We start from the raw sequence: 22313 nt of genomic DNA, 5'->3' as shown, positions 1-22313 counted from the left end.
CGCCGTCTGCCGCTGACCGCCGGGCCCCCGACCACCTGAACCACCGCCCGAGCCGTCGTCCGTACCAGCGTCCGAACCGTCCGCCACCACGACCGTTGCCACCACGACCGCTGCCACCACCGCCAGTGCCGCCACCACCGCGCCCACCCAGGAGCTGCCCCATGCCGTCCTCCCCCGAAGACATCACCGAGTCCACCGAACCGCCCGAGCCCGCCGACCCGCTCCGTTCATTGGTACTCCACGCCACTGACAACGGCGTCTCCTGGATCACGCTCAACCGCCCCGAGGCGATGAACGCCGTCACCTGGGAGCAGCGGGAGCGCGTCATCGACCTGCTCGCCGAGGCCTCCGCCGACCCGGCGGTCCGGGCCGTCGTGCTCACCGCCACCGGCCGGGGCTTCTGCGCGGGCGCCGATCTGCGCGGCGCCCCGGCGACCGGCGAGCGGGTGCCCGGCGATGTGGCCCGTACGATCCGGCTCGGCGCACAGCGTCTGATCGCCGCGGTCCTGGACTGCGAGAAGCCCGTCGTCGCGGCGGTCAACGGCACCGCGGCCGGCATCGGCGCCCATCTCGCGTTCGCCTGCGATCTGGTGCTGGCCGCCGAGTCGGCGAAGTTCATCGAGGTGTTCGTACGCCGCGGCCTCGTGCCCGACGGCGGCGGCGCGTATCTGCTGCCCCGGCTGATCGGCCCGCAGCGCGCCAAGGAGCTGATGTTCTTCGGCGACTCGCTCCCGGCGGCGGAGGCGGAACGTCTGGGGCTGGTCAACCGGGTCGTCCCGGACGGGGAGCTGGCGGCGACGGCACGGGCGTGGGCCCAGCGGCTGGCCGAGGGGCCGACCCGGTCGATCGCCCTCACCAAGCAGCTCGTCAACGCGTCGATGGACGCCGACCGGGCGACGGCGTTCGCCGCCGAGGCCATGGCCCAGGAGATCAACATGACCACGCAGGACGCCAACGAGGGCGTGGCGAGCTTCGTCGAGCGGCGGGCGCCGAAGTACCGGGGGGTCTAGTCGGGCGCACCGGTCATCCGGTGCCTCCTCCCGCTCAGCCGGTCCGACGACTCGGAGTGGCGGCCCGCAACCGGGTGCGGTCGCCGTCCGGCGCCGTCAGCCCGGCGCCATGCGGCTGAGGGACTCCCAGGCCCGGTACTGCTCCGCGCGGTCGCGGCCCATCTCCTGGACGATGTCGTACGACCGGGCGCCGAGGATCAGGCGCCGCGGCGGGTCGGGCAGGGTGACCAGTTCCATGATCGCGGGGGCCGCCTCGCCCGGGTCGGGGCCGAGGTCGTCGCCCCACATCTCCTCCAGCCGGGTGCGCAGTTCGGCGTAGGCGGGGTCGGGTGCGGTCGCCGTGGTGCCGGAGGTGAACAGACCCGTGGCGTAGCCGCCCATCTGGACGATGGTGACCTTGATGCCGAACTGCTCGACCTCCATCGCCAGCGCCTCGCTGACCGAGTCGAGCGCCGCCTTGCCCGCCGCGTAGAAGCCGACGGTGGCCATGCCGCCGCCACTGCCCATCGACGTGACCTGGAGCAGGCGCCCGGAGCCGTGCGCACGCAGGTGGGGAAGTACGGCCTGGGCGACCCAGACCGCGCCGAAGAAGTTGACGTCGAGGTGGTCCCGGATCTGTTTCTCGGTGGCCTCCTCCACCATGCCGTACAGCAGACCGCCGGCGTTGTTGACCACGATGTCGAGGCCGCCGAAGGCCGCCGCCGCGCGTTCCACGGTCTCGAACACGGCCCGGCGGTCGGAGACGTCGAGGGGCAGCGCGAGGAGCCGGTCCGGGTACTCCTCCGTGAGACCGGCGAGCGGGCCGACGTCCCGGGCGGCCGCCACCACCCGGTCCCCGGCGGACAGCGCGGCCTCCGCGAAAGCGCGCCCCAGGCCACGGGAGGCGCCGGTGATGAACCAGGTTCTGGTGCTCGGCACGGGATGCCGCTCCTTCGTGAGTACGGTGACGAGACGGGACGCTCCGTCTCGCCATGGAGCCTAGCCGCTCCCGCCCGCCCCGCGCCAGGCAATTGAAAGGGTGACTTTCGGCAGTGTCGGGGCGGCGGTCCGGCTGCGTACGGTCGTCCGGGTGGAGAGGCGGAGCGAGTGAGGACGAGCGGTGCGGTGCGGCGGGCGCTCGTCGCACCGGGGAATCTGCTGACGGTCGGGGCGGCGGTCTGTGTCGGGCTGAGCGCGGTCAGCATGTGGTGGGCGCTGCCCGCCGCCGTGGCGGCGTTCTTCGCGGGGCGGGAGCCCGGGAGGACCGGGCCCACGGTCCTGGTGCTGGTGGCGGTGCTGGCCGGTGGCGTGGTGGCGGTGGCCCTGGTGCCTTCCTGGCTGCTGATGGCGGGACGGTTCGTCGCGGTGGTGGCGGTGGCCGCGATGCTGCCGTGGTTCGCGGGGCGCTTCTGGCGCCAGTACCAGGAACTCGTCCGGGCCGGCTGGGAGCGGGCGGCCCGGCTGGAGCGCGAACAACGGCTCGTCGCCGAGCAGGCGCGGTCCCGTGAACGGGCCAGGATCGCCCAGGACATGCACGACGTACTCGGGCACGACCTCAGCCTCATCGCCCTGTCGGCCGGGGCCCTCAAACTGGCCCCCGGTCTCGACGAGGCGCACCGGGCCGCGGCCGGGGAGATCCGGGCCCGGGCGGCCGCCTCGGTGGAGCGGCTCGGCGAGGTGATCGGCCTGCTGCGCGAGGAGGCGGGCGAGGACGCGTCACAGCCGTCCGGCACCGGTGTCGCCCGGCTGGTCGAGGAGGCCGCGGCCGCCGGGCTCCCGGTCGCCCTGCGGGTCGAGGGGGAGGCCGGCGCCGTCTCCCCGGCGGCCGCGCGGGCCGCCCACCGGGTGGTCCGGGAGGCCCTGACCAACGCGGCCAAGCACGCGCCGGGGGCGCGGGTGGACGTGCGCGTGACGCATGCGGCCGGGGAGACGGCGGTCCGGGTGGCGAACGGGCCCGCGCCCGCGCCGACCCGCGCCGAGGGCGTTCCGGGCACCGGGCGTGGACTGATCGGGCTCGACGAACGGGTACGGCTGACCGGCGGCGAGTTCACGCACGGTCCGTACGGGGGCGGCTTCGCGGTCACCGCACGGATCCCGCACGCCGCACCCGCCGCGCTGGTCCACCGGGGGCCCGCCGTCCCCCGGGCCGTTCCCCCGGCGCTGCCCCCGGAACACCGGCACGCCCGCAGCCGGGTCCGCCGGGCGCTGGCCGTCGCGGTCGTACTGCCCCTGGTGGCCTGGGCGTTGCTGAGCGCGGCGCTGATGGCCTGGGACATCCGCTCGGCCCGGCTGTCCGTGCTGGACCCGGGTGACTACGCCAGGCTGCGGGTGGGCCAGGATCGGGAGAGCGTCGGGCGGCTGCTGCCCGACCGCGAGACCACACAGCGGCCGGTGGCCGGGGAACCGAGGGGAGAGGGCATCACATGCGGGTACTACGCGATGACCGCGGACCGCTTCGACGACCGGTCCGGGGACGCCTACCGGCTCTGTTTCCGGGACGGCCGGCTGATGTCCAAGGAGGCGTTGACGCCATGAGGCCGGACGGTCTCCCGGGTGTTGACGCCATGAGGCCGAGCGGTCCCCCGGGCACTGCCCCCGCAAGGCCGGACAGTCTCCCGGGCACTGCCCCCATAAGGCCGGACAGTCTCCCGGGCACTGCCCCCATGAGGCCGAGCGGTCCCCCGGGCGCTGACGCGGGTGCCGCCCGCCCCGGGGAGGCGGTCGGGCGGTGATCCGGGTACTGATCGCGGACGACGAGCCGATGATCCGCGCGGGGGTGCGCGCCGTGCTGTCCACCGATCCGGACATCGACGTCGTCGCCGAGGCCGCCGACGGTCGCGACGCGGTGGAGCTGGTGCGCCGCCACCGCCCGGCCGTCGCCGTGCTCGACATCCGGATGCCCGGGACGAACGGGATCGAGGCGGCGGCCGAGATCCGGCGCACCGTGCCGGGGACGGGGGTCGTGATGCTCACGACCTTCGGGGAGGACGACTACATCCTCCAGGCGCTGGGAGGCGGCGCCGCCGGATTCCTGATCAAGTCGGGCGAGCCCGAGGAACTGATCGCGGGGGTCCGCGCGGTGGCCGACGGGGCCGCCTATCTGTCACCGAAGGTCGCGGCCCGGGTCGTCGCCCACCTCTCGGCGACGGGCGCGGGTGCCCTGGCCGGGCGCCGCGCCGCCGCCCGGGAACGGGTCGGTGCGCTCACCGGCCGGGAACGCGACGTACTGGCCTTCCTCGGCAGCGGGCTGTCCAACGGTCAGATCGCCCGGCGGCTGCACCTGGTGGAAGGGACGGTCAAGGCGCACGTGAGCTCCATCCTGGCCCGGCTGGGCGTCGACAACCGGGCCGCAGCGGCCGTCGTCGCCCACGAGGCCGGAATCGTCGCGCCCGCGCAGCCGCCGCCCGATCGCTGACGCCGCACGCCGGGCGAGCGGCAGGAACGCCAGCAGCACGGCCGCCACCACCGAGGCCCCGAGGACCGCGCCGGCCAGCACGTCGTGCGGGTAGTGCGCCCCCACCGCGACCCTCAGCAGCGCCGCCGCCGCGCCCACCGGCAGGGTGACGGCGGCGAGGCGCGGGCGCAGTACGGCCAGGCCCACGGCGAGGCCGGCGGCGAGGGTGGCGTGGTTGCTCGGGAAGGACCAGTCGCCGGGCGGCGGGCACTCGGCGGCCGTCTCCGCGATGCGGTGCAGGGCCCGGCAGGGCCGCTCCTCGTCCACCACCAGCTTCACGGCCTCGCTCACCGCGTACGCCAGCACCGTGCCGATGCCGGTGAGCACCGTGCCCGCGGTGGCCCTGGTGTCCGCGCGCCGTACGGCGCTCCACCAGACCCACACCAGCAGCAGGCCGAGGACGACCAGGGTGCCGTCGGTGGCCGTCTCCAGCAGCGGTCCCGCCCAGGAGGGCGCGTCGGCCACCGCCCCGGTCACCGAGCGGTACGCGGACGCCGACGCGCCGCCCGTCACCTCCACGGCGTCGGCCGCACCCGGCCCGCCCGGCGCGAGCCCCACGACGGCTGCCGCCCCCGCGCCCAGCACGACGCAGGCCGACAACGGCCGTGCCGTCCGGGTACGGGAACGGGTACGGGCCCTGCTTCCGGTTTCTCGTCTCATGAACGTGAACCTAGGAGCGGCGGGAGCCGCGGACCCGGGCCGAACGGCAGGGCCCACCCCCGACGATCGTCGGGGGTGGGCCCTGCCGGGGAACTACGCGACCGCGCCGTCCCGTTCCCGCTCCGTCTCCCGTTGCTGATCCCGTTCGTGCTCCCGCCAGAGCCAGGCCGCGCCGGCGAGCGTCACGACGGCCGTCGCCACGATCGCCGTCCAGTACGCGGACTGCGGCGGATCGTTGGGGTAGCTGAAGAAGAACCAGGCGGCGTTCATGAGCGAGGGGGCCAGCGCGGTCAGCGCGAAGCCGGTCCACTTCTGGGACGGCGTCCAGTACCGGGACCGGAACAGCACCACGGCCCCGGTGACCTTCAGCGCGAAGCCGAGCGGCACCCAGAGGTAGCCGAGCCCGAAGGCGAGCACCGGCAGCAGCACCACGAGCCACACGGGCGAACGGCGCGCGGGCGCCTTCCCGGAAACCGGGGCGGGGCCCGGAGCGGGGACGGGACCTGATGCGGGGAAGGCCGTGGTCCCGGGCGCGGGCCCCGGAGCGATCCCGGACTCCTGGAGCGCGGTGGCGGCGATGTCGCGGGGGTCGCCCAGTTCGCGCAGGATCTCCCGGCCGCTGTCCGGCCGTTCGGCGAGCGCGACCTCGATGTGCTCGGCGAGATCGGCCACCAGCTCCTGCCGGCGGTCCGGGGGAAGTGCCGACGCCTCGCGCCCGACCGCCGCGAGGTAGTCCCGTATCAACGCGTCCCCGGCACCGCCGGCGGAGCTCCCGGTGCTTGCGGCGCTCTGCGGCTTCTCGGTGTTCATCACTGTGTCTCTCCAGATGCCCGCGTGCCCGTCTCCGGCACGAGAAGTCGGTCGACGGCATCCCGGAACGCGGGCCACGTTCCCGTGAACTCCGCGAGCGCGGCACGTCCGGCCTCGGTCAGCTCGTAGTAGCGCCTCGGGGGACCCGAGGCGGACTCCTGCCAGGTGGTGTCGACGAGCCGGTCCCGCCGCAGCCGCGACAGCAGCGGATACACCGTGCCCTGGCTGGTCGCCAGCGCGCCGGTCTCCTCAAGCTCCCGCAACAGCTCGACCCCGTACCGCGCCCCGTCGCGCATCAGGGCGAGCACGCAGTACTCCAGCACTCCCTTGCGGAGCTGGCTCTCGGCCTTGCTCGCGGTGCGGTTGCTCGGATCACCTGGTTCCATGCAATGCAATGTACCTTGCAGCGCACAGGCATGTCGAAGCCGCCGGTCCCCGGCCCTTCACAACTGACGTGGTGTCAGTTCTAATCGAGGGGTGATGGGACACGCAGGCATGGCCGCCATCGCCGTCCGGTACCTCAGGTCCGTCGGCGCCGCCACGACCGCCGGACCGGCGCCGGTCGATCCACTGCCGCGCCCGCATCTGCGAGCGGTCTCCGACAACGAGCGGGCGCCCGTGGAGCCGGGTGAATTCCGGCGCGTACTGGGGCACTTCGCCAGCGGTGTCACCATCGTGACCGCACACGACCCGGACGACGCGGCGGGCCCGGCGGGCTTCGCCTGCCAGTCGTTCGCCTCGCTCTCCCTCGATCCGCCGCTGGTCACGTTCATGGTTGCCCGTACGTCGACGACCTGGCCGCGCATCGCACGCGCCGGGGCCTTCTGCGTCAACATCCTCGGCGCGGACCAGGGTGCGCTGTGCCGGAGCTTCGCGGTGAGCGGCGCGGACAAGTTCGCGGGGGTGGCGTACGAGGCGGCACCGGCGACCGGGTCGCCGGTGCTGGACTCCGTACCGGCGTGGATCGACTGCCGCATCCAGACCGTCCACACCGGGGGCGACCATCTGATCGTCGTCGGCCGGGTGGCGGCGATGGGGGCGGTGGACGGCGCCGATCCGCTGTTGTTCCACCGGGGGACGTTCGGACGGTTCGGGCCGCTCGGCGGGTGAGCCCGCGCCGGGGCCGGAGCGGCCGGCCACCCTTCCGACCCGCGCCACCCCGCACCGCCCGCGCCGCACCTCCCGGCCCGCGCCGCTCTTTTCAGCCTGCCGCGTCGCGCAGCAGGTCCCGGAGCTCCAGTGCCGCCGGGAGCGGCGCGGTGGCGGGCAGTGCGGCATACACAGTCCGGTGCGGGGCGAGGTCGCCGAGCCGGCATACGGCGAGTTCGGCGGGGACCGCCCAGGCGGCCAGTGAGGGGACCAGCGCGACTCCCAGTCCGGCCGCCGCATAGCCGAACTTGCCGGTCCACTCGCCGATCCTGATGATCCGCTTCGGCCGGAAGCCGGCCCGCCCGCAGACCTCGGCGAGCATCATGGGCCGGTCGGCGGAGACGTCCTGGAGCCAGGTCTCGTCGCGCAGTTCGCGCAGGTCGATCGTCCCGGCCCCGGCCAGGTGGTGCTCGCGGGGAAGGACGACGAACAGCTCGTCCTCCAGCAGGACCTCGGTCGTGACGCCGTCGGCGGGCGGCAGACCGGACGGGTAGTCGCTGACCACGGCCAGGTCGAGCGCCCCCTCCGTCAGGCGCCGCATCGACTCGCCGGTCCGGCCCTCCCCCACGACGATCTCGGCCTCCGGCCTGGACCGCGCGAACGCCCGCAGCGCGGCGGGCACCAGCGAGACATTGGCCGTGGCGAAGGCGCCCACGCGCAGCCGGCCACCCCGCCCGGCCCGGATCGCGGCCATCTCCTCCCGCGCACCCGCCAGGCGCGCGAGCACCTCCACCGCGTGCCGGTGCAGGGCGTGGCCGGCCGGATTCAGCCGCACGCCCCGGGCCAGCCGTTCGAAGAGCGGCCCGCCCGTCTCCTTCTCCAGCGAGGCGATCCGCCGGGACACCGCCGACTGCGTGTAGTCGAGCCGGACCGCGGCCTTCGTGAACGATCCGGTCTCGGCCACGGTCACCAGCAGACGCAGCGCGTCGATCTCGAACACATTCCCTCCATGCATGGCTCACATGCAATCTAGTCGCTGGTGGAATGCCTTGCCCGGCCCTAACTTCGACACGAGGGACGCCAGGCAAACACTCAAGGACACGGGGGACACGTCCATGGCAGCCGCACCGACCACCCTGCCGACCGAGGCCGTCGAACTGGCCGCCGGCCATCAACTCGGCTCTTTACAGGGAACTTTCACCCCCAAACGCCTGAACAGGGCGCTCTTCGCCCTCTACGTCTTCACGACGATCCATCTCCTGGCGCTGTTCGTGATACCCGGCCTGGTCTTCCTCTGGTGGCTGCGCCGGACGCCGGACTTCAGCCGAAGACAGGCCGCCAAGCGCCTCCACCTGTTCGAGAACGGGCTGATCGTGCACCCGGAGTCCGGCGACGGCCGGGTCGTCATCCGCTGGGACTCCGTACGGCTCTACCAGAACATCACCCGGAAGATCATCAACGGCATCCCGACGACCACCGAGTACGTCTACTCCGCGGTGGGCCCGGGCCGCGACCACGCGACCATCACACACTTCTACGAGGGCCCCGAGACCTGGGGACCCCACATGCAGCAGGCAGTCCTCCGGGCCCAGGGGCCGGCGGCCCTGGAATCGGTCCTGGCGGGCGAGACGGTGAACTTCGGGGATCTCTCGCTCTCCGACGCCGGCCTGACCGCCAGGGCGAAGGGCCTGCTCCCCTGGTCCGAGGTCCGGGAGATCCGGGTCGTGGCGGGCCGGATCCTCGTCGCGGGGTCGGGCGGATCCGGCGCCTGGTGCAGCACCGCGGTCAGCGACATCGCGAACCTGCACGTCTTCCTGGCCGTCGCCGAGCACCTCCACGGCCACCGCCCGGCGGCCTGACCACGGTCCACCCCCGGCAGCCCGGCCGCAGTCCACCCCCGGCAGCCGGCAGCCCGACCACGGTCCACCGCCCCCGCACCCGCGCCCTCAGCCGAGTGCGGCGACGGTGTCCGAAGGTTCCCGGACCCGCCGGATCACCAGCGCCATCAGCGCCGCCATCGCGCACAGCGCACCGGACGCGTACCAGACCACGTCGTACGAACCGAACACGTCGCGCGCCACCCCGCCCAGGAACGCCACCAGCGCCGCACCCACCTGATGGGACGCCAGTACCCAGCCGAAGACGATGGCGCTGTCCTCCCCGTACTGCTCGCGGCACAGGGCCAGGGTCGGCGGGACGGTGGCGACCCAGTCCAGTCCGTAGAACACGATGAAGAAGACCATCGGCGGCTGCACGGTGGGCTGCATCAGGAAGGGCAGGAAGAGCAGCGAGACGCCGCGCAGCGAGTAGTAGACGGCGAGGAGGCGGCGGGCGTCGAAACGGTCGGTGAGCCAGCCGGAGAAGACCGTGCCGATGATGTCGAAGATCCCGATGACGGCGAGCAGCGAGGCGGCGGCCGTGATGGGCATGTGGTGGTCGTGCGCCGACGGCACGAAGTGGGTGCGGATCAGGCCGTTGGTGGATGCCCCGCAGATCGCGAACGATCCGGCCAGCAGCCAGAACGGTCCGGTGCGCGCCGCGTCGATCAGGACGCGTACGGTCCGCCTCGCCGCCCCGCGCGCCGGCGCCGGCTTGTCCGCGTACTCCCCGCCGTACGGGGCCAGCCCCGCATCGGCCGGGTGGTCGCGGAGCAGCAGCCAGACGAACGGGACGACGACCAGGGCGGCGAGCGCGACGGTCACCGACGCCGGGCGCCAGCCGTGCCGGTCGACGATCCAGGCACACAGCGGCAGGAAGACGAGCTGACCCGACGCGCCCGCCGCGGTGAGGACGCCGGTGACCAGACCGCGCCGGGCCACGAACCAGCGGTTGGTGACCGTCGCGGAGAAGGACATCGCCATCGCACCGGTGCCGAGACCGACGAGCAGGCCCCAGTAGACCATCAGCTGCCAGGCGGCCGTCATCCATACGCCGGCCAGTGCCCCGGCGGCCACGACGCTGAGCGCCACGACGACGACCCGGCGGATGCCGAAACGGTCCATCAGCGCGGCGGCGAAGGGCGCGGTGAGCCCGTACAGCGCCATGTCGATGGAGACGGCGAGGCCGATCTCCCCGCGCGACCAGCCGAATTCCGCGTTGAGCGGTTCGATGAGGAGGCCGGGGAGGGCGTTGAAGGCGGCGCCGCCGATGATCGTCACGAAGGTGACGGCCGCGACGATCCAGGCACGGTGAACACGCCGGCGGGAGGGACGCCGGGGTGCCGTGGAACCTGCGGGGACCGCGGAAGCCGCGGGAAGCACGGGAGTTGCGGTGGCTGTCGGCCGGTCGTCCCGGGCGTCGTCCTGAGCGGCACCCCGGGCGGCGTCCCGGGCGGCGGCGCTTTCGGTTGTCTGGGTCACGTCACTCAGCATCGGGGCGCGGCGCACCTCCTCACGAGTGGCCGGAGGGACACCGTTCGCAGGAATCGGGCCACCGGGCTCGTCGCCCTCCGGCCCGGCCGGCCGGAGCCGCGTGTGCGCACGATCGCCGGTCGGCCGAGGAGCCGGTCCCGCCGGCCTCGTCGCGCACCGATCCGGCGGGCTCCGTGCAGTGGGCAGCGCGCCGGCGCTTCCTGCCCGTCGTCGGGGCGGGCCTGCTCGTCGCCGGGACGGTGCGCGGGCAGAGGGGCGCCCCTGTCTTCGAGGTCATCGAGATGCAGGAGTCCGGGGCGCGCGACCGGCAGAGGCAGTCGCGGAACCGGCCACCGCCGACACCGCCCAGGCGAAGCCCGCGCCCACCACGTACCAGAACAGGTCGGGGGCGTTGAAGGTCGAGCCGAGCACCAGCCGGGCCGCCGTGCTGTGGCGGGAGAGGTCCGCCGGCACCCCGGTCAGCTGCAGCAGTTCCACCGCCCAGCTGAACGCCAGCGCCGCACCGGCCCTGACCACCGGGCGTGCGCCGGGCGCGATCACGGCGGCCAGGGCGCAGACCAGCACGGTGTAGAGCGCGTCCCCGGCGTACTTGGCGAGGTCGCCGGCCGCGAACGCCCTGACCCCCAGACCGGCGAGGACGGTCAGCACCGCGGCCCCGGCCGCGACCGCGCGTACGCGCAGGGCCGCGACCGCGCGCGCACGCGGACCCGCGACGCCCCGCGCGGCCGTACGGGACGAGGCCACCGGGACGCCCTCCCCCGTCATCGGATCCGTTCCAGCCGACTGATCGGCCGGGCCGTCAGCAGCACCGCCACCACCAGCAGGTTGATCACCGCTCCGGCCAGCAGCACCTCGGGCGCCCCCACCCGGTCCGCGACCGGTCCGGCCAGGGCCCGGCCCGCCGCCAGCATCAGCAACGAGCCCGCCACGTCGTACGCGTGCAGCCGGTTCAGCGCCTCCGGCGGCACCTGGGTCTGGACCGTCGTCGACCACATCACCAGCCAGAACGCGAACGCCGCACCCGCCACGAACTGACCGGCCCCGAGCGCGAACACCGGCATCCCGAGCCCCAGCGCCACCAGGTTCACACAGACCCCGGTCAGCGCCACGGCCCCCGCCGCGAGCGGGCGCCGGGGTCTCAGCCGCAGGGCGAGCAGTCCTCCGACCACGCTGCCCGCGCCGTTCACCGCCATCATCACGCCGTACGTCCCCGAGCCGTGCGCCTCGGTGACCTCGATCGCGGTGAGCGGCAGCATCGGGCCGAGCACCGTGAAGCCGTACACCGTCCAGATCGCGATCACCCCCCACAGCCAGCTCCGCGCCCGGAACTCCCGCCACCCGTCGACCAGTTCGGCGACGAAGCCGCCGCGCTGCGCCTCGTCCGAGAGGGCCGGGGCGAGCCGCAGCAGGAACAGGCAGACGCCGGAGACCAGGAACGTCGACGCGTTCGCCGCGTAGACCGCCCCGGCGCTTGCCAGCCCGACGAGCATGCCCGCGAAGGCCGGGCCCGCCATGGTCATCAGCGCCTCGGAGACCCGCAGCACCGCGTTGGCCCGCTGCACGTCCGAGGCCACCCGGGGCACGGTCGAGGCGACGCCCGGCTGGAAGAGCGCGGCGCCCACCCCGGCCACCGAGCTCAGCGTGTACACCGCCCACAGCGGGGGGTTCCCGGTGGCGAAGGAGAACGCCAGCACGGAGGCGCCGACCAGCCGCAGCGCGTCCGCGATGATCATCATCCGGCGGGGGGTGAACCGGTCCGCCAGCACACCGCCGAAGAGGACGAAGACCGCCAGCGGCCCCATCCAGGCCGCGAGCGCGAACCCCACCGAGGAGTGCGGGCGGCCGGCCCCCAGCAGGCCCGCGGTGAGCGCCACCGGGATCATGCCGTCGCCGAAGAGCGCCGCGGTACGGGCGACGAAGAAGAGCCGGAAGTTACGGTTCCAGAGCCCCTCCGGCCGGCCGTCGCCGATCAGCCGCGCGGAGGACGAACCGGGCGGAAGAGGCTGTACGTCATCGCGTTCGGCGGCGGGAATGCGCGGGTGCTCCGCTGACTTTTCCTTCACAGGAGTGACATGTATCAGGGTTGAGGTCTATACCACTAGGGGGAAAGGGAGTCCGCCGATGCCGCACCGAATAGCCGTCCTGGCCCTCGACGGGCTGCTTCCCTTCGAACTGGGCATCCCCCAGCGGATATTCGGCCGCGCGTTCGGCCAGGAGCCGCACGAAGAGGGCCGCAGTCTGTACGAAGTCGTGACCTGTTCCGTCCGCCCGCCGGGGCCGGTCGGCACCGACGCCGACTTCACGATCACTGTCGAGCACGGCCCCGAGACCCTGGCCACCGCCGACACGGTGGTGATTCCCGCCAGCTACGAACTCGGGCCCGTCTTCGACGAGGGCAGGCTCACCGACGAACTGGCCGCCGCGCTCACCCACATCCGGCCGGGGACCAGGATGGTCTCCATCTGCACGGGCAGTTACGTGCTGGCCGCCGCCGGATACCTCGACGGCCGCCCCGCCACCACCCACTGGTCGCACGCCGACCACTTCCAGCGGCTCTTCCCCGAGGTCCGGGTCGATCCGGACGTCCTGTTCATCGACGACGGGGAGGTGCTCACCTCCGCCGGGGTCGCCGCCGGGATCGACCTCTGCCTGCACATCGTGCGCCGCGACCACGGCACCGCCGTCGCCAATGACGTGGCCCGCCGCACGGTGGTGCCCCCGCACCGGGACGGCGGGCAGGCGCAGTACATCCGGCGCCCCGTGCCCGACACGCAGTTCGCGACCACGACCACGGCGCGCACCTGGGCGCTCGGGCGGCTGGAGCGGCCGATCCTGCTGCGCGACATGGCGCGGCAGGAGTCGATGAGCGTACGGACCTTCACCCGCCGGTTCCGGGAGGAGGTCGGGGTCAGCCCCGTCCAGTGGCTGACCCGGCAGCGGGTCGAACGGGCCCGGCAACTGCTGGAGTCGACGGACCTGTCGATCGACCAGGTGGCCCGCGACGCGGGCTTCGGCACGCCCACCTCGCTCCGGCAGCACCTCCAGGCGGCGCTGGGGGTCTCCCCGACGGTGTACCGGCGCACGTTCCGGGCCGCCGGGAGCGGCTGAGAGCGCGCGCCGGGCCGGTCAGAACACCAGCACTCCCCGCGCCACCCGGCCCTCGTGCGCGTCGGCCGCCGCCTTGTCGAAGTCCTCCACCGGGTAGGTGGTGGTGACGAGTTCGTCCAGGAGCAGCCGGCCCTGCCGGTACAGCTCCGCGTAGAGCGCGATGTCCCGCTGCGGGCGCGAGGAGCCGTACCGGCAGCCCAGGATCGACTTGTCCAGGTACATCGACGAGACGAGGAACGAGGCCTCCGCCGTGGCCGCCGGGACGCCCAGCAGGACCGCCTGGCCGTGCCGGTCCAGCAGGTCGATCGCGGTACGGATCAGCTCGGTGCGGCCGACGCACTCGAAGGCGTGGTCGGCGCCGTTCGGCAGGATGTCCCGCACCCCGTCCGCCGAGGTCAGGAAGTGTGTCGCGCCGAACTGCCGGGCCGCCGCCTCCTTCGCCGGGTTGGCGTCCACGGCGACGATCGTCAGCGCGCCCGCGATCCGGGCGCCCTGGATCACATTGAGTCCGATGCCACCGGTGCCGATCACCACGACGGTGTCACCCCGGTCCACCTTCGCCCGGTTGAGCACGGCGCCGACCCCGGTCAGCACCCCGCAGCCGATCAGGGCCGCCGAGGTGAGCGGCAACTCGTCCGGGATCTTCACCGCCTGCACGGCCTTGACCAGGGTCCGCTCGGCGAAGGCCGAGTTGGAGGCGAACTGGTACAGCGGCTTCCCGCGGCGCGAGAACGGCTGCCCCGGCATCCCGATCGCCTTGCGGCACATCGTCGGGCGCCCCCGGTCGCACTGGGCGCACGCCCCGCAGTTGGCGAGCGTGGACAGCGACACGTGGTCGCCCGGCGCGACATGCCGGACGCCGGCGCCGACCGCCTCGACCACCCCCGCGCCCTCGTGCCCGAGCACCACCGGCGGCGGGAACGGAATCGTCCCGTCGATCACCGAGAGGTCGCTGTGGCACAGTCCGGCCGCGGCCACCGCCACCAGCACCTCGCCGGGGCCCGGATCGCGTATCTCCAGATCGTCGACGACCTCGGTCCGCTTGCCGTCGAAGACGACGCCTCTCATCTCGGCTCCCTCGGTAGGCCGAGCACCCGCTCGGCGATGATGTTCCGCTGGATCTCGTCCGAGCCGCCGTAGATGGTGTCGGACCGGGTGAACAGGAACAGGCGCTGTGCCTCGTCGAGTCCGTACGGTGCCTTCGCCGACCAGTCGTCCGGCCCGACGGCCGCCGCCGCGCCCCTGACCTGCACGGCCAGCTCCCCCAGGCGCCGGTGCCAGCCGCCCCAGAGCAGCTTCGCCACACTGGGCGCGCCCGGGTCGCCGGTGGAGCCGAGGGTGCGCAGGGCGTTCCAGCGCATGGTGCGCAGCTGCGCCCACTGCCGTACGAGACGTTCACGCAGGACCGGGTCGGTGACGGCGCCGCTGTCGACGGCCGATCGGACCACCCGGCCCAGTTCGGCGGCGAAGCCGATCTGCTGGACGAGCGTGGAGACGCCGCGTTCCAGGGCCAGCAGCCCCATGGCGACCGTCCAGCCGTTGCCCTCGCCGCCGACGCACTCCTCGGCGTGCGCCCCGTCGAAGAAGACCTCGTTGAACTCGCTGGTCCCGGACATCTGGCGGATCGGCCGCACCTCGATCCTGCCGGGCTGGTCCATCGGTACCAGGAGGAACGACAGGCCGTGGTGGCGGCGGGAGCCGGGCTCCGTACGGGCCAGCACGAAGCACCAGTCGGCCTCCTTCGCCAGTGACGTCCAGATCTTCTGCCCGGTCACCCGGTGGCCGCCGCCCGGGTCGGGCACGGCGGCGGTGCGCACCGCGGCGAGGTCCGATCCGGCGTCCGGTTCGCTGTAGCCCTGGCACCAGAGCGCCTCGCCGCGGGCCACGGCGGGCAGGAAGCGCCGCTGCTGTTCCTCGCTGCCGTAGGCGATCAGGGTCGGGGCGAGGAGGTTTTCGCCGATGTGGCCGACCCGGGCGGGGGCTGCGGCGCGGGCGTACTCCTCGGCCCAGACGACCTGCTGGGTGAGGCTCGCCCGGCGGTTGCCGTGGCCGGTGCCCGGGTTCTGCCAGCCGAGGCCGATCCAGCCGTCCCGGCCCAGTTCGCGTTCCCAGGCGCGGCGGACCGCGACGCCCTCGTGCTCGCTGCCGGGACCGCCGGTGCCCGCGGCCGCCGCGTACTCGCCCACGAGATGCGCTTCCAGCCAGCCGCGCGCCTGCGCGCGGAACGCGGTGTCGTCGGGGCCGAAGGTGAAGTCCACGGTGTCTCCTGACCGTTGCCGCTCGCCGTGCGGGGCCTCACGCGTTGGGGCGCGCCTTCGCGGCCGCCGCCGCGGCCATCTCCTCCAGCCGGGCCAGCATCGGCATCGGGTCGGTGCCCACCGTCCCCGGCAGGAAGTCCGCGATGCGTTCCGGGGTCCACGCCCCTTCGACGTACCCGGCCCGCAGCTCCCTGGGCTGGGCCCAGACCGCGATCTTCGGCCCGGCGACGGTGTACACCTGGCCGGTGATCTTCTCCTGGCGGGCTCGTTCGCTGAGCAGGTAGACGACGAGCGCCGCCACGTCCTCCGGCTCGCCGATCTCCTTGAGCTCCATGGGGACGTTGGCGGACATCCGGGTACGGGCGACCGGGGCGACGGCGTTGGCCGTGACGCCGTACTTGTGCAGGCCGAGGGCCGCGCTCCGTACCAGCGAGATGATCCCGCCCTTCGCGGCGCTGTAGTTGGCCTGGGCGACGCTGCCCTGGTGGTTGCCGCTGGTGAAGCCGATCAGGGTGCCGCCGCCCTCCTGCTTGCGCATCACCGCCGACGCGGCCCGGAAGACGGTGAAGGTGCCCTTGAGGTGGGTGGCGACCACCGGGTCCCACTCCTCCTCGGACATGTTGAACAGCATCCGTTCGCGCAGGATCCCGGCCACGCACACGACCCCGTCGATCCGGCCGAACCGGGCGAGCGCCGTGTCCACGATCCGCTGCCCGCCCGCCATCGTGGAGATGTCGTCGGCGACCGCCACGGCCTCGCCGCCCGCCGCCCCGATCTCCTTGACGACCGATTCGGCCACCTCGCTGCTGGGCTCGCCGCCCTCGATGGAGACGCCGTAGTCGTTGACGATCACCCGCGCCCCCTCGGCCGCCGCGGCGAGCGCGACCGCGCGCCCGATGCCGCGCCCGGCACCCGTGACGGCCACCACCTTGCCTGCCAAGAAGTTCCCCATGCCCGGCCCCTTCCCGCGGTTTCTGACGGACCGTTAGATTTTATGGGCCATCAGGTCCACGAGCACAAGCCCCAGGAGGCGCCATGTCACTGCCGGCCGAGTTCCACGACATCGCGAAGCGGGTCAGCAACTGGGGCCGCTGGGGCGACGACGACGAGATCGGGACGCTCAACCTGATCACCGACGCCGTGGTGCGCGAGGCCGCCGCCGCCGTCCGCAGCGGCCTGCGGATCCCGCTCGCGCTCCCGCTCCAGCAGGACGGCGTGCAGAGCGGACTGATCCCGGGACGGGTCAACCCGCTGCACACCATGATCCAGATAAACCAGGAGCTGTTCGGCCCCGGCACCGTCGCCACCAGCGACGACACGGCGGTGCTGAGCCTTCAGACGGCCACCCACTGGGACGCCCTCACACACGCCTCGCACTCGGGGAAGATCTACAACGGCCGCCCGGCCGCGACGATCACCGCCCACGGCGGCGCGCAGTTCAGCGGGATCGACAAAGCGCCGCACATCGTCTCGCGCGGGGTGCTGCTCGACGTGGCGCGCGCCCACGGCGTGGACCGGCTGCCCGGCGGCCACGCGGTCACCCCAAAGGACCTGGACGCGGCCGAGGAACTGGCGGGGGTACGGGTCCGCTCCGGCGACATCGTGCTCGTACGGACCGGGCAGGTGCAGGTGTATCTGGCGGGCGACAAGCACGCGTACGGCTATCCGTCGCCCGGTCTGTCGATCCGGACGCCCGAGTGGTTCCGCGCGCGCGATGTGGCGGCGGTCGCCAACGACACCCTGACCTTCGAGATCTTCCCGCCGGAGATCGAGGACCTGTGGCTGGGGGTGCACGCCCTGGACCTCGTCGAGATGGGCATGCTCCAGGGCCAGAACTGGAATCTGGAGGCCCTGTCCACAGCCTGTGCACAGGAGGAGCGGTACGCCTTCCTGCTCTCCGCGATGCCGGAGCCGTTCGTCGGTGCGACCGGCACTCCGGTCGCGCCGGTCGCCGTGCTGTGACGGGACCGGCCGGCGCCGGACGGCAGCCCGCAAGGACTGCTTTAACCTTTATGCAAAATTCGTCGCGGCCTGTGATGCCTTGTGCGCATCACGGCCCGGGTCCCCCGCGCAGGGCGCGGCGCCCTGTGCGCCGGAGTGCAGCGGCAGCTGGATCAGTGGTGCGCCGCGGTCGACCTCGCACCAGATGCGCTTGCCCGCGCCCTCCGGCTGCCAGCCCCAGCGGTCCGCGAGGCCGTCGACCAGCTCCAGGCCCCGGCCGTTGGTGTCCTCCCCGGCCGCGTGGCGCTGCCGCGGCGGGCGGCAGCTGGCGTCGGCCACCTCGACCCGGACGGTCCCGGGCGCACCGGCCGAGCCGGTCAGGCCGAACAGCATCCGCAGCACCGCCGGGCACCCGGTGTGCACCACCGCGTTGGTGACCAGCTCCGAGATCAGCAGGATGAGCGTCTCGGCCAGCGGCTCGTCGTCCCTTATCCCGGACCCGACCAGTCTCGACCGGGCCCATCTACGGGCCCGCCCGACCTCCGCGGGATCCGGCCCGACCTCCAGCTGAACCTGAAGCACCTGCACCGCTCACACCATCCGAACCGGCGGACACATCGCCTCGCGCCTCCTCGGGGTCACGGAACGTGATTCCCCTTCGAGACAGCATGGTTGACGTACAGTCACCGCAACAAGCGCTTCGGGCATATTCCAGCGCCAAGGAGTACGCGTGATGCATACTGTGCGACGCACGTTGCGGGGAGTCGAACAGAGGCGCGCAGAGGTCGCCCGAACCGCCTCCCGGGCGCTCCCGGCGCTTCTGCCAGGAACGCGAGCAGGACGCCGCTCCGGACCCGGAGTCACCGCAGGGGCAAGCTCCGGATCGCCCGGTTCCAGTTCCTGTCGCATCCAACGGAGCGTACCCGAGCCCGGCACCGACTCCACCCCGTGACAAAGAACGTGGAGGCCGCGGACCGGCCCCCGCGCCCGCCGACTGCACTGCGTAACTCCGCAGCGTGAGGCTCGTGGCCCTGCCTGTCACCTCCGTGCACGGTACATCGACCCGCTGCCGGGTGCCGAAAGCCTGCACGGAAACCCTCCGGCTTCAGCACAGGTCCCCCGCAAGCAGCTCCTCCGCCGCCGCCGCGGTGAGCCACTGCCCGGACCGCAGCCAGGCCCGTTTGAGGTGCAGGTGAACATCTGCCTCCCAGGTGAAGCCCATGCCGCCGTGCACCTGGAGGCAGTCCCGCGCGTTGCGGACCGCCGCGTCGTCGGCGAGCAGTTTCGCGCCCGCGATCTCCACCGGGTCCGCCGTCACTGCCGCCGCGTAGACGGCGCAGCGGGCCAGTTCGGCCCGGACCAGCATTCCGGCGCACAGGTGTTTGACCGCCTGGAAGGACCCGATCGGCGATCCGAACTGTTCGCGCTCACCGGCGTGTTGGACGGCCATCTCGGTCGTCCGGGCGGCGCTGCCGAGCTGTTCGGCGGCGGCCAGCAGGGCCCCCTCCTCGCGCAGCCGCCCGCCCCCGGGCAGCAGTTCCCCGGTCTCCTCCGGGTCCTCGGCCCGCCACAGGGGTGTGAACGGGTCGATCGAACGTACGGGGGTGGCATCGTCCCGCACCCGGGTGACGTCCACCGACGCGGCGGACGCCCGCGGCCCGCCGCCGGGACCCTGGTCGGGTCCGTGAAGGCCCGTCGTACGCCCGGAGGGCGTGACGCGCGGCGCTTCGCGGACTCGGCCCAGCGCCAGCAGCGCGTCCGCCTCCCCCAGATGCGCCACCGGCTGCCCCGGGTCGAGCACGGCGACCACCGTCGCGCCCTGCGCCGCGCCCTTCACCGGACCGGCCGCGAGGTGGGTGGCTATCAGCGGCCCCGGCAGCAGCGAGCGCCCCACCTCCTCGAAGAGCAGCACCGATTCGGGCAGTCCGAGTCCGACGCCCCCCTCCGCCTCCGGGAGCCGCAGCGCGAAGAACCCGGCTTCGCCGAGCTCCCGCCACAGCGCCCGGTCGACGCCCGTGCCGTCGTCGAGCGCCGCGCGCATCCGGTCCCTGCCGAAGCGCCCGGCCAGGAGTTCCCGCACCCCCGCCCGCAGGGCCCGCTGGTCGTCCGAGAGCTGGAAGTCCATGAGTGCGTCAGCGCCCCTTCGGCAGGCCGAGCATGCGTTCGGCGACGATGTTCCGCTGGATCTGCGAGGTGCCCGCGGCGATGGTGTACGAGAGCGAGGACAGCCGGTCCAGGACCCATTCCCGGTCCAGGTCCGCGCTGTCGGCGCCGAGCACCTCGGCGGCCGCCTCGTACAGCTCCTGGCGGGCGTGCGAGTAGCGCAGCTTGAAGACCGAGCCGCCGGTGCCGGGCACGCCGCCGCCGGCCCGCTGCGCCTCGCTGACGTTCCACTGGGTGAGCCGCCACAGCGCCCGGAACTCGGCGTTCAGCCTGCCCAGCCTGCGGCGCAGGACCGGGTCGTCCCAGCGTCCGCTGCGCCGGGCCTCGGCGGCCAGCTCGTCCAGGGTGCGGCGGCAGGCGACGACCTCGCCGACGAAGGCCGTGCCGCGCTCGAAGGAGAGGGTGACCATGGTGACCCGCCAGCCGTCGTTCTGCGCGCCGACCCGGTGCGAGAGCGGCACCCGCACCTCGTCGAGGAACATCTCGGCGAACTCGGTGGACCCGGCGAGGGTGCGCAGCGGGCGGACGGTGACCCCGGGCGCGTCCATCTCCATGGCGAGCCAGGTGATCCCTCGGTGCTTGGGTGCCGCCGGGTCCGTACGCACCAGGAGCTCGCACCAGTCGGCGACCTCGGCGTGCGAGGTCCAGATCTTGCTGCCGCTCACCACGTAGTGGTCGCCGTCGCGCACCGCCCTGGTCCGCAGCGCGGCGAGGTCGGATCCGGCGTCGGGCTCGCTGAACCCCTGGCACCAGATCTCGTCGCCGCGCAGCACCGGGGGCAGCCAGCGGGCCCGCTGCTCCGCGGTGCCCTCGGCGGCGATCGTCGGGCCGGCGTGCAGCAGCCCGACGAAGTTCGCGCCGACGTACGGGGCCCCGGCCTTCTCCGTCTCCTCCAGGAAGATCAGGTGCTGGGTCGGGGTCGCGCCCCGGCCGCCCGCGTCGACGGGCCAGTGCAGACCCGCGTAGCCGGCGTCGTGGAGCATCCGCTGCCAGGCCGTGTCGTACGCGCGGCGCCCCGGCCAGTCGTCGGGGCGGGGCCTCGGCGGCAGTCCGGGCAGCGCCTCGCCCAGCCATTCGCGCAGCCGCGCCCGGAACTCCTGTTCCTCCTGGGTGTACGCGAGGTCCATCGCGGGCCTACTTGTCGAGGTCCAGATCGAGCATCCGGATCGCGTTTCCGCGCATCAGTTTGTAGACGGTCTCGTCGTCCAGTCCCTTGACGTGGTCCAGGGCGACCTCCTTGGTGTGCGGGAAGGTCGAGTCGACGTGCGGGTAGTCGGTCTCGAAGGTGGCGTTGTCCCGTCCGACGACGTCGAGCGAGGCGACGCCGTGCTTGTCCCGGAAGAAGCAGCAGAAGATCTGCCGGTAGTAGTACGTGGACGGCGGCTCGGGGATCAGATCGCGCACCCCGCCCCAGGCCCGGTGCTCCTCCCAGACGTCGTCGGCGCGCTCCAGGGCGTACGGGATCCAGCCCATCTGGCCCTCGCTGTAGGCGAGCTTGAGCCGCGGGAACCTCACCAGGACCCCGCTGAACAGGAAGTCCATCATCGAGGCCATGGCGTTGTTGAAGGAGAGGCTGGCCTGCACGGCGGGCGGGGCGTCCGGTGACGCGGCGGGCATCTGCGAGCTGGACCCGATGTGCATGTTGACGACCGTGCCGGTCTCCTGGCAGGCCGCGAAGAACGGGTCCCAGTACCCGGTGTGGATCGACGGCAGTCCCAGGTGGGTGGGGATCTCGGAGAAGGTCACCGCGCGCACCCCGCGGGCCGCGTTCCGGTGGATCTCGGCGACCGCCAGGTCGATGTCCCAGAGCGGGATGATGCAGAGCGGGATGAGCCGGCCGCCGCTGTCGCCGCACCACTCCTCCACCATCCAGTCGTTGTAGGCGCGCACGCAGGCGAGCGCGACCTCCTTGTCATGGGCCTCGGCGAAGGTCTGGCCGCAGAAGCGCGGGAAGGTCGGGAAGCAGAGACTGGCCTCGACGTGGTTGAGGTCCATGTCCTTGAGCCGCTCGGCCGGATCCCAGCAGCCGGGCCGCATCTCCGCCCGGGTGATGCCCTCCAGCGTCATGTCGTCGCGGTCGAAGCCGACGGCGGCGATGTTGCGCTTGTACGGGAACTTCAGGTCCTCGTAGATCCACCAGTCGGTGGGCGGGCCGTCCGGGTCCATCGTGATGACGTACTTGCCGCCCGTGTAGGCCAGCTCGCCGATGCCCGCGGTGAGCGGCTGCGGGCCGCGCTCGCGGTACTTGGCGGGCAGCCAGGTCGAGAAGAGGTGCGGCGGCTCGATCACATGGTCGTCGACGCTGACGATCCGCGGCAGTTCCGTCATGGTGTCTCCTCCGGCGCGCGATTTTCTGATGACCCGTCAGATTTATGTCGCCATCAGGCTAGCCCCGCACCCCTGGACCGACAAGGCACAGCGCTCTACGCTCTCCGCACTATCTGACTGTCCGTCAGCTGTGAGGGGTACG

21 protein-coding genes and 1 pseudogene are annotated in these 22313 nt (G+C 73.1%); 7 read left to right on the top strand and 15 right to left on the bottom strand.

Annotation, left to right across the window (positions count from 1 at the left end; genetic code table 11):
• Window positions 1–161 precede the first annotated feature (161 nt).
• Window positions 162–1010: an enoyl-CoA hydratase/isomerase family protein gene (locus ACGF8B_RS19505; RefSeq protein ID WP_392739884.1), complete on the top strand. Its 849-nt coding sequence runs from the start codon at window positions 162–164 to the stop codon at window positions 1008–1010.
• Window positions 1011–1106: 96 nt separating this feature from the next.
• Here ACGF8B_RS19505 and ACGF8B_RS19500 read toward each other — a convergent pair whose 3' ends face one another.
• Window positions 1107–1928, bottom strand: coding sequence for an SDR family NAD(P)-dependent oxidoreductase (locus tag ACGF8B_RS19500; protein ID WP_392739883.1), 822 nt, complete (start codon window positions 1926–1928; stop codon window positions 1107–1109).
• A gap of 168 nt (window positions 1929–2096) precedes the next feature.
• Here ACGF8B_RS19500 and ACGF8B_RS19495 point away from each other — a divergent pair, with 168 nt between their 5' ends.
• Complete coding sequence (locus ACGF8B_RS19495) at window positions 2097–3524, top strand: sensor histidine kinase (RefSeq protein ID WP_392739881.1); 1428 nt, start codon at window positions 2097–2099, stop codon at window positions 3522–3524.
• Window positions 3525–3717: 193 nt separating this feature from the next.
• Entirely contained in the window at window positions 3718–4404 is a 687-nt protein-coding gene (locus ACGF8B_RS19490; protein ID WP_392739879.1) for a response regulator, read from the top strand.
• Between the two features lie 87 nt (window positions 4405–4491).
• On the opposite strand, the pseudogene ACGF8B_RS19485 reads toward ACGF8B_RS19490, so the two are convergent.
• The 3 genes and pseudogenes from ACGF8B_RS19485 to ACGF8B_RS19475 all read right to left on the bottom strand — a co-directional run.
• Window positions 4492–5103, bottom strand: a pseudogene (locus ACGF8B_RS19485) (phosphatase PAP2 family protein); the annotation flags it as partial.
• Between the two features lie 93 nt (window positions 5104–5196).
• The gene (locus ACGF8B_RS19480) at window positions 5197–5913 is read right to left on the bottom strand and encodes an HAAS signaling domain-containing protein (protein ID WP_392739877.1); all 717 of its coding nucleotides are present in this window, start codon (window positions 5911–5913) and stop codon (window positions 5197–5199) included.
• Complete coding sequence (locus ACGF8B_RS19475; protein WP_392739875.1) at window positions 5913–6299, bottom strand: PadR family transcriptional regulator; 387 nt, start codon at window positions 6297–6299, stop codon at window positions 5913–5915. The genes ACGF8B_RS19480 and ACGF8B_RS19475 overlap by 1 nt, the downstream gene beginning before the upstream one ends.
• 109 nt (window positions 6300–6408) lie before the next feature.
• Here ACGF8B_RS19475 and ACGF8B_RS19470 point away from each other — a divergent pair, with 109 nt between their 5' ends.
• Complete coding sequence (locus ACGF8B_RS19470; RefSeq protein WP_392740142.1) at window positions 6409–7023, top strand: flavin reductase family protein; 615 nt, start codon at window positions 6409–6411, stop codon at window positions 7021–7023.
• Window positions 7024–7114: 91 nt separating this feature from the next.
• Here the strand turns inward: ACGF8B_RS19470 and ACGF8B_RS19465 are convergent, their stop codons facing one another.
• Window positions 7115–8002: a LysR family transcriptional regulator gene (locus ACGF8B_RS19465; RefSeq protein ID WP_392739873.1), complete on the bottom strand. Its 888-nt coding sequence runs from the start codon at window positions 8000–8002 to the stop codon at window positions 7115–7117.
• A 115-nt stretch (window positions 8003–8117) separates the two neighbouring features.
• Here ACGF8B_RS19465 and ACGF8B_RS19460 point away from each other — a divergent pair, with 115 nt between their 5' ends.
• Window positions 8118–8861: a DUF6585 family protein gene (locus tag ACGF8B_RS19460; protein ID WP_392739871.1), complete on the top strand. Its 744-nt coding sequence runs from the start codon at window positions 8118–8120 to the stop codon at window positions 8859–8861.
• A gap of 87 nt (window positions 8862–8948) precedes the next feature.
• Here the strand turns inward: ACGF8B_RS19460 and ACGF8B_RS19455 are convergent, their stop codons facing one another.
• The 3 genes from ACGF8B_RS19455 to ACGF8B_RS19445 form a co-directional block, all read right to left on the bottom strand.
• Window positions 8949–10262 (bottom strand): MFS transporter, encoded by a 1314-nt coding sequence (locus ACGF8B_RS19455; protein ID WP_392740139.1) that lies wholly within the window; start codon window positions 10260–10262, stop codon window positions 8949–8951.
• Window positions 10263–10646: 384 nt separating this feature from the next.
• On the bottom strand, window positions 10647–11138 hold the full coding sequence (locus ACGF8B_RS19450) for a DUF2809 domain-containing protein (RefSeq protein ID WP_392739869.1): 492 nt from the start codon (window positions 11136–11138) through the stop codon (window positions 10647–10649).
• Window positions 11135–12436 (bottom strand): MFS transporter, encoded by a 1302-nt coding sequence (locus ACGF8B_RS19445; RefSeq protein ID WP_392739867.1) that lies wholly within the window; start codon window positions 12434–12436, stop codon window positions 11135–11137. Before ACGF8B_RS19445 ends, ACGF8B_RS19450 begins: the two co-directional genes overlap by 4 nt.
• A 58-nt stretch (window positions 12437–12494) precedes the next feature.
• Between ACGF8B_RS19445 and ACGF8B_RS19440 the strand changes: the two genes are divergently transcribed.
• Window positions 12495–13481 (top strand): GlxA family transcriptional regulator, encoded by a 987-nt coding sequence (locus ACGF8B_RS19440; RefSeq protein WP_392739866.1) that lies wholly within the window; start codon window positions 12495–12497, stop codon window positions 13479–13481.
• A gap of 18 nt (window positions 13482–13499) precedes the next feature.
• Here ACGF8B_RS19440 and ACGF8B_RS19435 read toward each other — a convergent pair whose 3' ends face one another.
• The 3 genes from ACGF8B_RS19435 to ACGF8B_RS19425 are packed head-to-tail and all read right to left on the bottom strand — an operon-like array spanning window position 13500 to window position 16691.
• Window positions 13500–14549: a Zn-dependent alcohol dehydrogenase gene (locus ACGF8B_RS19435; protein WP_392739864.1), complete on the bottom strand. Its 1050-nt coding sequence runs from the start codon at window positions 14547–14549 to the stop codon at window positions 13500–13502.
• Window positions 14546–15739 (bottom strand): acyl-CoA dehydrogenase family protein, encoded by a 1194-nt coding sequence (locus ACGF8B_RS19430; RefSeq protein WP_392739862.1) that lies wholly within the window; start codon window positions 15737–15739, stop codon window positions 14546–14548. The genes ACGF8B_RS19435 and ACGF8B_RS19430 overlap by 4 nt, the downstream gene beginning before the upstream one ends.
• Window positions 15740–15776: 37 nt before the next feature.
• A complete protein-coding gene (locus tag ACGF8B_RS19425; RefSeq protein WP_392739860.1) occupies window positions 15777–16691 on the bottom strand; it encodes an SDR family oxidoreductase in 915 nt (304 codons plus the stop codon).
• A gap of 83 nt (window positions 16692–16774) precedes the next feature.
• Here ACGF8B_RS19425 and ACGF8B_RS19420 point away from each other — a divergent pair, with 83 nt between their 5' ends.
• Window positions 16775–17701, top strand: a complete 927-nt coding sequence (locus ACGF8B_RS19420; protein ID WP_392739858.1) for a cyclase family protein — start codon at window positions 16775–16777, stop codon at window positions 17699–17701.
• A gap of 48 nt (window positions 17702–17749) precedes the next feature.
• Here ACGF8B_RS19420 and ACGF8B_RS19415 read toward each other — a convergent pair whose 3' ends face one another.
• From ACGF8B_RS19415 to ACGF8B_RS19400, 4 genes are all read right to left on the bottom strand, one after another.
• Window positions 17750–18268 (bottom strand): ATP-binding protein, encoded by a 519-nt coding sequence (locus tag ACGF8B_RS19415; protein WP_392739856.1) that lies wholly within the window; start codon window positions 18266–18268, stop codon window positions 17750–17752.
• A 517-nt stretch (window positions 18269–18785) separates the two neighbouring features.
• On the bottom strand, window positions 18786–19805 hold the full coding sequence (locus ACGF8B_RS19410) for an acyl-CoA dehydrogenase family protein (RefSeq protein WP_392739854.1): 1020 nt from the start codon (window positions 19803–19805) through the stop codon (window positions 18786–18788).
• Between the two features lie 7 nt (window positions 19806–19812).
• The gene (locus ACGF8B_RS19405; RefSeq protein ID WP_392739852.1) at window positions 19813–20970 is read right to left on the bottom strand and encodes an acyl-CoA dehydrogenase family protein; all 1158 of its coding nucleotides are present in this window, start codon (window positions 20968–20970) and stop codon (window positions 19813–19815) included.
• A 7-nt stretch (window positions 20971–20977) separates the two neighbouring features.
• Complete coding sequence (locus tag ACGF8B_RS19400) at window positions 20978–22171, bottom strand: amidohydrolase family protein (RefSeq protein WP_376632373.1); 1194 nt, start codon at window positions 22169–22171, stop codon at window positions 20978–20980.
• Between the last annotated feature and the right edge of the window lie 142 nt (window positions 22172–22313).

It is taken from the genome of Streptomyces sp. NPDC047917 (genome assembly GCF_043204345.1).
GTDB classification, from domain to species: Bacteria; Actinomycetota; Actinomycetes; order Streptomycetales; family Streptomycetaceae; genus Streptomyces; species Streptomyces sanglieri.
This window is presented reverse-complemented; position numbering and strand designations above follow the sequence as displayed.

Bases quoted from the DNA above. Each gene is read 5' to 3' on its own strand.
- ACGF8B_RS19505 (WP_392739884.1), top strand. From the start codon at position 162: ATGCCGTCCTCCCCCGAAGACATCACCGAGTCCACCGAACCGCCCGAG.
- ACGF8B_RS19480 (WP_392739877.1), bottom strand. From the start codon at position 5,913: ATGAACACCGAGAAGCCGCAGAGCGCCGCAAGCACCGGGAGCTCCGCC.
- ACGF8B_RS19475 (WP_392739875.1), bottom strand. From the start codon at position 6,299: ATGGAACCAGGTGATCCGAGCAACCGCACCGCGAGCAAGGCCGAGAGC.
- ACGF8B_RS19470 (WP_392740142.1), top strand. From the start codon at position 6,409: ATGGCCGCCATCGCCGTCCGGTACCTCAGGTCCGTCGGCGCCGCCACG.
- ACGF8B_RS19460 (WP_392739871.1), top strand. From the start codon at position 8,118: ATGGCAGCCGCACCGACCACCCTGCCGACCGAGGCCGTCGAACTGGCC.
- ACGF8B_RS19450 (WP_392739869.1), bottom strand. From the start codon at position 11,138: ATGACGGGGGAGGGCGTCCCGGTGGCCTCGTCCCGTACGGCCGCGCGG.
- ACGF8B_RS19440 (WP_392739866.1), top strand. From the start codon at position 12,495: ATGCCGCACCGAATAGCCGTCCTGGCCCTCGACGGGCTGCTTCCCTTC.
- ACGF8B_RS19435 (WP_392739864.1), bottom strand. From the start codon at position 14,549: ATGAGAGGCGTCGTCTTCGACGGCAAGCGGACCGAGGTCGTCGACGAT.
- ACGF8B_RS19425 (WP_392739860.1), bottom strand. From the start codon at position 16,691: ATGGGGAACTTCTTGGCAGGCAAGGTGGTGGCCGTCACGGGTGCCGGG.
- ACGF8B_RS19420 (WP_392739858.1), top strand. From the start codon at position 16,775: ATGTCACTGCCGGCCGAGTTCCACGACATCGCGAAGCGGGTCAGCAAC.
- ACGF8B_RS19410 (WP_392739854.1), bottom strand. From the start codon at position 19,805: ATGGACTTCCAGCTCTCGGACGACCAGCGGGCCCTGCGGGCGGGGGTG.
- ACGF8B_RS19405 (WP_392739852.1), bottom strand. From the start codon at position 20,970: ATGGACCTCGCGTACACCCAGGAGGAACAGGAGTTCCGGGCGCGGCTG.
- ACGF8B_RS19400 (WP_376632373.1), bottom strand. From the start codon at position 22,171: ATGACGGAACTGCCGCGGATCGTCAGCGTCGACGACCATGTGATCGAG.